Annotated in this window: 11 protein-coding genes; 2 read left to right on the forward strand and 9 right to left on the reverse strand. The window is 31.4% G+C overall.

Features of this window, described 5'->3' with window-relative positions; genetic code table 11:
• Positions 1 to 99: 99 nt before the first annotated feature.
• Both H0I26_RS09970 and H0I26_RS09975 read left to right on the forward strand, forming a co-directional pair.
• Positions 100 to 1635 (forward strand): sensor histidine kinase, encoded by a 1536-nt coding sequence (locus H0I26_RS09970; protein ID WP_218697958.1) that lies wholly within the window; start codon positions 100 to 102, stop codon positions 1633 to 1635.
• A gap of 4 nt (positions 1636 to 1639) precedes the next feature.
• Entirely contained in the window at positions 1640 to 2350 is a 711-nt protein-coding gene (locus H0I26_RS09975; protein WP_101018166.1) for a response regulator transcription factor, read from the forward strand.
• 30 nt (positions 2351 to 2380) lie between these two features.
• Here H0I26_RS09975 and miaA read toward each other — a convergent pair whose 3' ends face one another.
• The 9 genes from miaA to H0I26_RS10020 form a co-directional block, all read right to left on the reverse strand.
• Positions 2381 to 3310 carry a tRNA (adenosine(37)-N6)-dimethylallyltransferase MiaA gene (gene miaA / locus H0I26_RS09980; protein ID WP_218697960.1) on the reverse strand — a complete coding sequence of 310 codons (930 nt, stop codon included), beginning with the start codon at positions 3308 to 3310 and terminating at the stop codon, positions 2381 to 2383.
• A gap of 23 nt (positions 3311 to 3333) precedes the next feature.
• The gene (locus H0I26_RS09985; protein ID WP_218697962.1) at positions 3334 to 4194 is read right to left on the reverse strand and encodes an ion transporter; all 861 of its coding nucleotides are present in this window, start codon (positions 4192 to 4194) and stop codon (positions 3334 to 3336) included.
• A gap of 23 nt (positions 4195 to 4217) precedes the next feature.
• Positions 4218 to 6176: a DUF3857 domain-containing protein gene (locus H0I26_RS09990; protein ID WP_218697964.1), complete on the reverse strand. Its 1959-nt coding sequence runs from the start codon at positions 6174 to 6176 to the stop codon at positions 4218 to 4220.
• Positions 6173 to 7537 carry an exonuclease domain-containing protein gene (locus H0I26_RS09995; protein ID WP_218697968.1) on the reverse strand — a complete coding sequence of 455 codons (1365 nt, stop codon included), beginning with the start codon at positions 7535 to 7537 and terminating at the stop codon, positions 6173 to 6175. Before H0I26_RS09995 ends, H0I26_RS09990 begins: the two co-directional genes overlap by 4 nt.
• A 71-nt stretch (positions 7538 to 7608) precedes the next feature.
• Complete coding sequence (locus H0I26_RS10000; protein ID WP_218697970.1) at positions 7609 to 7926, reverse strand: four helix bundle protein; 318 nt, start codon at positions 7924 to 7926, stop codon at positions 7609 to 7611.
• A 37-nt stretch (positions 7927 to 7963) separates the two neighbouring features.
• The gene (locus tag H0I26_RS10005; protein WP_218697971.1) at positions 7964 to 8617 is read right to left on the reverse strand and encodes a YggS family pyridoxal phosphate-dependent enzyme; all 654 of its coding nucleotides are present in this window, start codon (positions 8615 to 8617) and stop codon (positions 7964 to 7966) included.
• A 194-nt stretch (positions 8618 to 8811) separates the two neighbouring features.
• Positions 8812 to 10050 carry a DUF1015 domain-containing protein gene (locus H0I26_RS10010; protein WP_218697973.1) on the reverse strand — a complete coding sequence of 413 codons (1239 nt, stop codon included), beginning with the start codon at positions 10048 to 10050 and terminating at the stop codon, positions 8812 to 8814.
• Between the two features lie 2 nt (positions 10051 to 10052).
• Complete coding sequence (locus H0I26_RS10015) at positions 10053 to 10859, reverse strand: FkbM family methyltransferase (protein ID WP_218697981.1); 807 nt, start codon at positions 10857 to 10859, stop codon at positions 10053 to 10055.
• A 24-nt stretch (positions 10860 to 10883) separates the two neighbouring features.
• A complete protein-coding gene (locus tag H0I26_RS10020; RefSeq protein ID WP_218697982.1) occupies positions 10884 to 11771 on the reverse strand; it encodes a 3-hydroxyacyl-CoA dehydrogenase family protein in 888 nt (295 codons plus the stop codon).
• Positions 11772 to 11781: the final 10 nt, after the last annotated feature.

The following is an 11781-nucleotide window of genomic DNA, read 5'->3' on the forward strand; positions in this document are numbered from 1 at the left end:
CGTTTTTGTTAATGTAAGGTTAAATGGAGGGAATGCTAAATGTTAAAATATTAATTTTGGCTAGTGAATAAGAGAATCTTTCTAGTCTTAGTAGTTTTAATGAGTTGTTCCTTAATAGGAATAATCTTAGTTCAGGCGTATTATATTAATAACTCACTTGAAAATGCTGAAAAGCAATTTAACTTTAATGTTAAAAAAGCATTGAGTTATGTTTCTAAAACTATTGAAAATGAAGAACGTTCAGATCACTATTATAAAATTTCAAAATTAATTAAAGAAGGTGAGACAAAGCCTGACTCTAATGCTATTTTGAATTTTTACATTAAACAAGATAATCCTAATAGTAATCAATCTATAATTTATAGGAATGGGATACTTGAAGAAAATTTTAAAGTATCATCATCGCTCTTTGACATAGGTTTAGATAGCTTAAACGTAAAACGAATTTTAAGCGAACGAGAAACAAAAATTATAGAGAATAGCACATTAGATGGAACACAAAATCTGACATCAATGTTGTCCGAGATTGGAGTCACAAGTGTTAACGAGTTTTTTCTAGAGACCTCATATTTAGATTATGCTTTTAGAAAACCGATACACAAAAGGGTCAATACAAAACAAATTGAAAGATTATTAGCTTTAAAATTAATAGAAGACGATATTACTATTGATTATGAGTTTGGTATTTATAGTAACGGTTTAGCAACAAAAGTTAAAACTGAAAATTTCCAACTCGCAGATAATGAATCGTCCACGTTTAGTGTACCCTTTTTTTATAATGAAAACGATACTAGTAATTATAGACTTCTAGTAAATTTTCCAGAACGCAAAAAATTTATTTTATCATCCGTTTTAACAATGCTTATTTTGTCTATTGTTTTTACATTAATTATAATCATTGCCTATTCTAGTGCTTTGTATCAATTAATCAGACAAAGGCAGATTTCAGAAATAAAAACAGATTTTATTAATAACATGACGCATGAATTTAAAACGCCAATTGCAACAATTAATTTGGCATTAGATTCTATACGAAACCCTAAAGTAATAGACGATAAGGAAAAGGTCTTGCGCTACTTGGGAATGATAAAAGAAGAAAATAAAAGGATGCATGCGCAAGTAGAGAATGTATTAAGAATATCTAAACTTGAAAAAAATGAACTAAATATTAGTAAGGAACCACTAGAGTTAAACGACTTAGTAGAAGACGCTATAACACATGTGGAATTAATTGTAGAAGATAGAGGAGGGAGTATTGAAACACACCTTAATGCAGAAAAGTCTTCTGTCCTTGTTAATGATACACATTTTACTAATGTTTTAGTCAATATTTTGGACAATGCGATTAAGTATTCTCCAGAAGCTCCAAAAATAATTGTTACTACAGAGTTAGCAGGTAATAATATATTGGTACATATTAAAGACCACGGAAGTGGAATGAGTAAAGTTGCTCAAAAGCGTGTGTTTGAAAAGTTTTATAGAGAACATACAGGAAATATACATAACGTTAAAGGTCATGGTTTAGGCTTGGCTTACGTGAAAAGAATAGTAGAGGATCATCATGGTCATATCTCAGTAGAAAGTGAAAAAGAAAAAGGAAGTACTTTTACAGTAAGGCTTCCGTTAATCTCGTAATATTATGGAAGAACAATTAAAAAGAATATTATTAGTCGAAGATGATCCAAATTTTGGGACCGTTTTAAAAGATTATTTAGCAATGAACGATTACGAAGTAACACACGCCAAAAATGGTATGGAAGGCTTCGAAAAGTTTAAACGTGGTGATTTTGACCTATGTATTTTAGATGTCATGATGCCTTACAAAGATGGTTTTACCTTAGCTAAAGAAATTAGGGAAAAAAACACTGACGTACCAATCGTATTTTTAACAGCAAAAGCCATGAAAGAAGATGTGCTTAAAGGTTATAAAGTTGGTGCTGATGATTATCTTAATAAGCCATTTGATAGTGAAGTCCTATTAATGAAGATTAAGGCAATCATGCAGCGTAAAGCTAATGATACGGTTGCTGATAGTAAACAATTTGAATTTAAGATTGGAGGTTTTGATTTAAATTCTAAGCTCAGATTTTTAACATATAATGGAGGGGATCAAGTTAAATTGTCTCCAAAAGAAAATGAATTGCTACGTATGTTAGCTTTACATGAAAACGATTTAATGCCTCGTGAATTAGCGTTAACAAAAATATGGAGAGATGATAATTATTTCACCTCAAGAAGTATGGATGTTTATATTGCTAAACTTAGAAAGTATTTGAAACTAGACCCAACGGTTGAAATTTTAAATATTCATGGAGAAGGCTTTAGATTAGTAGTTAATCAGAATTCGTAACAAAGTTTTTCTATAAAAAAAAATCCAGCACTATGCTGGATTTTTTTCGTTTAATATTGTTTCAATTTTAGAAGTAATAGTGGCGATAGGCGTGAGGTAATCAAACCAAATTGTATTTGGATCTCTTCTAAACCAGGTTAATTGTCGTTTTGCAAATCGTCTAGAATTTTTTTGTATTTCAGAAATTGCAAAATCTAAGGTCCAAGTGTTATCTAGGTAATTGAAAATCTCTTTATAGCCAACGGTATTCAGGCTGTTTAAATCTTTAAAAGGGAGTAAAGTTGTAACTTCATTAATTAAACCGTGGTCTACCATAATTCCGACACGTTTATTAATTCTTTCATAAATAATGTCACGATCGGCGTCTAAGCCTATGGTTATCGTTTTAAAAGGTCTTTTGTTTTTGTCTTTATTTAAAAAGGAAGAGTAAGGTTGTCCGCTTCCAATACAAATTTCCAACGCACGGATCACACGTTGTGGATTATCAATCTTTATCGTATTATAGGACACTTCATCAAGTAATTTCAGCTTAAGCTGAAGTGCTTCAAGTCCATCTGTATCTAATGCTGTATTTAGTTGTGTTCTTATAGATTTGTCTACTTCTGGAAAATAGTCTAAACCCTTAGTTACGGCATCTACATATAATCCAGAGCCACCAACCATAATAACCACGTCATTGGTTTTGTGTAAGGTTTGAAGACAGTTGATTGCTTCTTTTTCAAAGGTCCCCACATTGTAATCTTCAGTAATAGATTTGTTGTGTATAAAATGATGTTTGGCTGCAGCTAGTTCTTCTGTTGTAGGAGCAGCAGTACCAATACTCATTTCTTTAAAAAACTGCCTAGAATCGGCAGATATGATTTCTGTATTAAAGTAGTTGGCTAACTTAATGCTCAGTGCCGTTTTTCCAATAGCAGTTGGTCCAATAATAGATATTAGATATTTGTTAGTGTGTTTCACTTTAAAAGATCTTTAATAGAATATTAATATAGATTGTTTCCGCAGACTTTACAGAACCTAGCATCGTCATCATGGTATTCTTCATGACAATTAGAACAACGTTGGGTATTTAAATTTAGATTTTTCTGTGGTATTCCAGTTTTTTCATCGTCAGATTTTTTCATGCTTCTCGAATACTCAGCAGATACAATACCTGTTGGTACAGCTATAATTCCGTACCCTAAAATCATTATTATTGTGGTAATAAATTGTCCTAATGCGGTTTGTGGCGCAATATCTCCAAATCCAACGGTGGTTAAGGTTACAATACACCAATAGACACTTTTAGGGATGTTTGTAAAGCCATTGTCTTCTCCTTCTACAAGGTACATGATGGTTCCAAAAATAACAGAAGATATTAATACTGCGAATAAGAACACAAATATTTTGACACGACTAGCAATAATAGAATCCTTTAATTGGTTAGAGGCTCCTAAGTATCTTGCTAATTTTAAAATCCTAAAGACTCTTAATAGTCGTAAAGCTCTTAATGTTACCAGTGCATGAGAACCAGCAAAAACAAAGGAAATATACATGGGTATGGTTGATAGTAAATCTAAAATACCATAGAAGCTAAAAATATATTTGAAAGGTTTTCTTACAGTAATAATGCGTAAAATATATTCGATACTAAAAAACACTGTAATAATCCACTCCCCAACATATAAGGCTTTGTGGTATTTAGCATCAATATAATTGACGCTTTCTAACATGACTAATAAGATACTCGCTAAAATTAAAATTAGTAAAACGACATCAAAAAATTTACCGGCAGGTGTGTCTGCCTCATAAATAATTTCATGAAGCTTGTCTTTCCAACCTTTATTTTGTTTTGCTGTACTCATGTGGTAAAAATACTAAATAAAGATTAGTTATTTTTTTCTAAAACTAAAACAGTGTTATTTTGAATTTTAACAATATTGCTATAAAAAGATTTTAGTTCGGAATAATAATTTGTAGGGTACATCGTATTGTAAAAGTGAATTCTAAAAGATAACTCGAAACTGTTTCTTTTTTGAACAGGCTTAAAAACAAGTAAAGCAGAATTGTCAGATAATTTAGAAGTGTTTTCTGAAGGAGTTTCTATGATTTTATAATTATCGCTGACTTCAATTTTTATATTATAAACAATATTGTTTTTATACCCAAAGTCAATGGGGTAGGTTCTTTTGTTAAGTTGTAACGGGTTTTTTGTGAAAAATTTTAAAATAAAAGGGTCAAAATACACTTTGTTTCCTATAGTTGTCAATGGTCCAGAAACGTACATCGTTTCAGTAAAAAACGCTCTATTGTTATTATTCAGTTCTACTTCAATATCTTCAAAAGTATAATCGGGATATTTTTCTTTATAATGTTTTAAATTATCTTGATTATTTCTAGTATAATCCTGTCTAGCTTTTAATGCATTATAACCTGTTTTGACAGTTGTTAAAGTTCCAGAAAATGTATTGTCATCATTAATTTTTACAATGATTTTATGCTGTATTGACGAGCTTGTTTTTGGTTTTATATCAATCCATCGACTGCCATTTTTTAAATCGATCTCTCTTCCATATTGATTTAAACATCTAAATGGTATCTCTCCAAAAGTTAGTGCAGGGTCAGTAGCATCTAAAAAGTATGATTCGCCTTCAATTTCTGTTCTCAAAATCAAATAATTAAACTCTGAAATAACAGGATATAGTTTAGTGATAAAACCGTTGTCTCTAGTCGAAATTAATACAGGGTAGCTCTGGATACCGTGTGATTTTAATAGGTTATAAAGTAATAGGTTGATCTCTGATACATTACCTGATTTTTCTTTAATGATCTCTTTTATGGATACGTCTTTAAAAAGGTGATAATAGTTATTCCAAGTATAATTATTCTGGATAAAGTTGAAGATGTAATTAGCTTTGTCTAAATTACTTTTTTGATTTATTAATTCAGGGTCAATTAGCTTTTTTACAAGATTTTCTTTTTTAAGTTGTTTTCCAAAATTTACATTCGCTTTTAATTCACTATCAGTAGTTTCCCAACTTTTTGTAATACTATTTACAGTACCATCAAATCCTTTTACAACCTTTAATTCATACTCAATTCTAGATAAATAATTTTTGGCAGAAGTCATAAAATCCTCCTCTATAAAAGCAGGGATATCGGTCATAGCGTATTTTGCAAGCGTACAATCCGCACTAGCACCATTATATCGTTGTACACAGCCTTTTTTGATTGTATTTTCGTTTACATCCAATTTAAGCTCGCCAACAAGTTTTATATTATAGTCATAATTACCAGGTATGCTTGTGTTGTATTCGCTATAAAGTTTTGGAATGTCTTCTTGAAAGTGCCACGTGTTAAATTTGTATATAAATGGGCTCTCAAATGTATAACTATAGGTTATAACAGAACCTTCTTTTATGTTTGGAAGAATAAATTTATATATCGTGTGATTTTCATCCGATTTTTCTTCGAAGATTTGCGAAGCGTCAAGATTAATTCTATTTACTTTTCCCTCCTCTATATTTGTCGTAGTAGCAACTAAATTTGTTATTTTTTCTTTATTTCCTCCAGAATTATATAAGTAAATTTTAACGTTGGCTTGATCGAAACCATTACGGTTTAAAATTTTAATTTTTTTCTTGTAGGTTAAAACTAAATTGAAGCTTTTTTCGTCGATTTTAGCATTTCCATATTCATATAAAACAACAGCATTGGCAGTTGTATCTTGTTTAAATTCATTTATTTCTAAATCAGCTCTTGTAGTTGTTAAGTCGTGAGTATTAAATTGATTTTGTGAAATCGAAAAATTGGTAAATAATATAGCAATAACAATTAATTTTCTCATTCTAACTCAATAGTTTTTATGCGTTTATTCTTCCTTAAATAACTCTGTATAATATGTTGTTGATCTCTATTATTCTCCATAGGAGTAATGATAGATTCTAAAATTTGGGGAGTGGTGATTTGATAATTTAAATTATAAAATCCTAAGCCTTTAAATACGCCGTTTTGTATTAAAATAGCACTGCGTTCATCAACCTCACGTCCTTTATCTACAATAACCATGTTTTTGTTTTTGTAGTTGTACTTATCTAGTAGTTGTTGCACACGTGCATTGTAACTTTCAGGCGTTTCTTTTTGGATACAAGCCCCTTCACATTTTTTTACTTCGTATTGGAAGCAGTTGGTTTTAGTTTTATATAAACCACTCAATTTTTGACATAATTCAAATTGCTCGACCATTTTCTCCAAAAAATGTTTACCACTTTGTCTTGTACTAAAAGTTGTGATATGTGGTTTTCTCCCATCTGCTTTATCGATCGTCAGGTTTATGTAACCATTGTCATCTTTAAAACTGTATAAGGCGTGTGTAAATATACTGCGACGTAATGTTCTATTCAATATAGGTTTATTACGTTTAATTTCTTCACTTTCTTTTAAAAGAGCAACTAACTCGCTTCCTGTAGCTTCATAAGTAACGGTAACCACTTGCGTCTGTATTTTTTTAGATTTAGTGGTTGTACCCGTAAAATGTTGGTTAACTCTATTTTTTATGTTTTTACTCTTTCCAATATAAATAATCTCACCATCTGCTTTGTGCATATAATATACCCCTGTTTTAGAAGGTAAATTATCGATAATATCTATTAATCTCGGCTCCATTTGAAATTTTGGTTCTTTCCTAATGGATTCTTTAATAATAATTTTATTGGTGTCTTTACTTAATAATAACTTGAATAGTTTTACAGTAGCTAAGGCATCTCCCGAGGCACGGTGCCTGTCAGTAACAGGGATCCCCAATGACCTAACTAGCTTCCCTAAACTATAACTTGGTAAGTCAGGAATTAAGTCCTTTGATAACTCTACAGTACATAATGTCTCACGTTCAAACGGAAAGCCAAGACGTTTAAATTCTGTTTTTAATATGCGGTAATCAAACTGCGCATTATGGGCAACTAAAATAGTGCCTTCTGTAATTTCTACAATACGCTTGGCTACCTCATAAAATTTAGGAGCATTACGTAGCATTTTGCTGTTTATTCCGGTAAGATTAACTACAAAGGGTTGAATCTCACGTTCTGGATTGACTAAGCTAATAAATTGGTCTACAACTTCATGGCCATCATACCTGTATATAGCTATTTCGGTTATTCCTTCTTCGTTAAACTTACCTCCAGTGGTTTCTATGTCGACTATTGTGTACAATACAGTTAAAAGTGAAAAATTAAAAATTAATAGTTGGTTGATTTTTATTTCATAGTATTTATAGTAGCTACTTACATTTTAATTAGTTCCTTATTTTGAGAAGTTAAACTCAAAAATAAGTCGTGTTTTAAGTATAAAGAATCATGAAGTAAAGCGATCCAATAGTCTGTTTCATTAGCTTCTTTAAGAGCAATGCTCATTTTACTAATAAAATCTTTATTAGATTGAGCAAACTCGGCTTCTCTTATATTGGCACCAACAGAAGTTCCACTTCTTAGAAGTTGTCTAGATAGTGTATATTCCTTATCATTTTTCACAATCAATTGGTAAGACTTAATAATTTGCAGGGCAAAATTGTAACTTTTAATCTTTAAAATTGATTCTTTCATTATTTAATTAAAACTTTTAGTTATTACTTTTTAACTATTAGTTACGTTTTCCAAAGATACTACTTCCAACGCGAACCATTGTGCTACCGCAGTCAATTGCTAATTGGTAATCTCCGCTCATACCCATAGATATGGTTTTTAAATCTAAATGTACTGTTTTAAGTGAATCAAATGTTGTTTTTAGTACACCAAATTCTTGTTTAATTTGATCTTGGTCTTCCGTAAAAGTGGCCATTCCCATAACACCAATGACTCTAACGTTTTTTAAAGCTGAAAACGCTTCAGATTGGAGTAACGCTGAAGCATCATCTGGTGACATTCCAAATTTAGAATCTTCCGAAGCTATTTTAATTTGAAGTAAACAATCGATAATTCTATCGTGCTTTTTGGCTTGTTTATTAATTTCTTTTAATAATTTGAAACTTTCCACACCATGTATTAAATCGACAAACTCAGCCATATATTTGACTTTGTTGGTTTGTACGTGACCAATCATGTGCCATTTAATATCTTTTGGCATTTCTTGGTGTTTGTCTGCCATTTCTTGGATTTTATTTTCTCCAAAAAGGCGTTGACCAGTCTCATAAGCTTCCATTAAGTCACTAACCGGTTTTGTTTTAGAAACAGCTACTAGTGTGACGTGATCAGGAAGGGATTGTTTTATTGTATTAAGGTTTTGTTTGATTGACATGTGCTTTTTTTTAATTCTCTTCTTCTTATTATTATTATTATTATGAGAATATAGTATTGTTTTTAGATTAGAGATTCTTCGCTTTGCTCTGAATGACATAGTAAGATGCAAAATGGAATATAAATTATCTCTTACATTTTTTATCTTTCCTCTTTATGCCTCATCCCTTATCTCTTTTTTGCTACTGTCTTATTTTAAAACTCATAAATAGTAACGCCACTTCTAATTTTAGGTTCTATGTATGTACTTTTTGGAGGCATTGTTAATCCGTCGTCAGCGATTTGTTTCATTTGATTAATTGTCGCAGGAACCATGCCAAAACCAACCGTAAATTCCTTACTATCTACTTTACTTTTAAGGGTTACAATGTCTTTTTTTCCGCTAATGTAATGTATGCGAGTATCGTTACGTAAGTCTGTAATTCCTAAAATAGGTTCTAGAATTGTTTTAAAAAGGACTTGCGCATCTAATTCGTCTAAAGACGTACCAAACGTATATTCCGTTTTTCTAAGGTATAACGAGTAAAATTCGCCATCCAAATACATACTAAAATGATGTGATTTTGAGGGTTGATATGGCGTTAATCCTCTGTTTTCAATACGATATACAGTATCTAATTGTATTAAAAATTCTTCTTTAGTTAATCCGTTTAAATCTTGTACTAATCGGTTAAACTCGTGTATGCGTAGTTCCGATTCAGCAATCAAATAACTCATAAAAAAGTTATAGCTTTCTTCTCCTGTATGTTTTTCGTTTTCGTTTTTCAAATCTTCACAAAGTAATTGAGAAGAGGCTGAGCGATGATGTCCATCCGCTATATATAGCGTTGGCATGTTACTAAATGTCGCTGTGATTGTATCTATGTATGATGGTTCTTCAATTAGCCATAAATAATGTGTGTCTCTGTACGTGGTTGTAAACTCAAACTCAGCACGTTCTTTTTGTTTTTCGGCTATAATTTTAGAAATAGCATCATTATCAGGGTAGGTTAATAACACAGGTTCTGCATTAAAACCTACTGTTTTTAGATAGTCTTTAAACACTGTTTCGCGAGAAGCGATGGTGTCTTCATGTTTTTTTATAATGTTATTGGTGTAGTCTTCGACGCTTGCGGCTGCCACAATACCATTAAAGACTTGAAGGTCTCTGTCTACTATTTTATAAATATAAAAGCAAGGTTTTTGGTCTTGCATAAAAACAGCATCTTCTTTAAATTCTGAATAGCGGTTTTTTACTAATTTATAGCGAGCCTCTCCAGAGATTTCTTTAGCGTATTTGTATCCTGGATTTACAATATGTAAAAACGAAAAGGGATTATGATCCAAACGCGCTTCTCTTTCTGCTTGCGTATAACTTTGATAAGAACGTGACGCGACCAAGCTAACTTTGTCTCTAGTTGGTCTCACTGCTTTAAAAGGGAGTATTTTAGTCATTTTTAGCTTTTATACCAGACTTCTGGTAACACTACGTGTGGTTTTGCTGGATTGTTATCAAAATCTAATGGATTAGGAAATTTTTGAATTGGAGTTTTATCTTTAATTCTGCTATTATGAATAAAAGTAAACTCTGCAACTCTTGGGATCTCAATACCATGTTCTTTGCTAATCTCTTGATCATTATTGGGATGAATGTGCACACAGGTATGATACTTAAGTACTTTGTTAAAAGCCTCTAATGCCACATTATAAAACTCGGGATTCCAAAGTTTTTCTAAACTATGAAACTCAATTATTATAATTCTAAATCTGTTTATTAGAGCATCACTTATGTTTAGTAAAGAAAAATATTCGGCTCCTTCAATATCCATTTGCAAAATCAAATTTTTACTTTCACCAGGCAAACTGTTATTAGCCCAATCATCTAAAGTAATTGTTTCGCTATCAGAAGTTGTACCGATATGTTTTTTTAAAAAAGTAAATTTGCTTGAATCTATATCTAGATTTGGTTTATCTATGGTTTTATCTGCTAAATATAAATGCATACCATGATCACTACAAGCTTTGTCAAAATCGCTTATTTGATGTACACCAGGAGAAAAGCAAGCTTCTAAATGCTCTAAGTCATTAGGTATTAAGTAACCACCATCTTCATCAGATCCTAATCTTATTAATTTTGCACCAATGTTTTGAGGTCTCAATCTTTCAATTAAATTTAGGACCTCTGTTCTACTGGTTTTGTTTATAATAATCTTATTCTTTTTAAGAATTTTATTTAAATAATACTTTTTTAAAAAACTTCCCATGTGCTAATTTTAATGATTTAAAATCTATGCAAATTGTTTAGATACTTTTTCTGCTTTTCTGCTTTCTGAATAATCGTAAAAACCTTCTCCAGATTTGATACCAAGTTTTCCAGCATTTACCATATTAACTAATAATGGGCATGGTGCATATTTAGGGTTTTTAAATCCATCATACATTACGTTTAAAATAGATAAACAAACGTCTAATCCAATAAAATCTGCTAGTTGTAATGGTCCCATAGGGTGTGCCATACCAAGTTTCATTACGGTGTCAATTTCTTCAACACCAGCAACACCGTTGTATAACGTTTCAATAGATTCGTTAAGCATTGGCATTAATATACGGTTGGCAACAAAACCAGGGTAATCGTTAACTTCAGTAGGTGTTTTACCTAATTGCTTCGATAAATCCATGATGGTTTTAGTCACATCATCACTTGTGCTATACCCACGAATAATCTCTACTAATTTCATGATTGGCACCGGATTCATAAAATGCATTCCAATAACCATTTCTGGTCTTGACGTCACAGCACCAATTTGTGTAATAGAGATAGAAGAGGTGTTAGTTGCAAGGATAGTATCTTCGCCACAAGCTTCATCTAATTGTTTGAAAATCTTTAATTTTAAATCTAAATTTTCTGTCGCAGCTTCTACTACTAAACCAGCGTATTCAACACCAGCTTCAATATTTGTATACGTTGTTATATTACCTAAAGTTTCCGCTTTGTCAGCTTCTGTAATTTTAGCTTTAGTAACCATACGGTCTAAATTTTTGGTAATGGTATCCATTCCTTTTTTTAGAGACGCTTCGCTAATATCTATTAATTGTACTTTAAATCCTGATTGTGCAAAAGTATGAGCAATACCATTACCCATTGTTCCTGCACCTATAACTGCTATGTTTTTCATGAAATTTATG

It is taken from the genome of Olleya sp. HaHaR_3_96 (genome assembly GCF_019278545.1).
Lineage (GTDB): Bacteria > Bacteroidota > Bacteroidia > Flavobacteriales > Flavobacteriaceae > Olleya.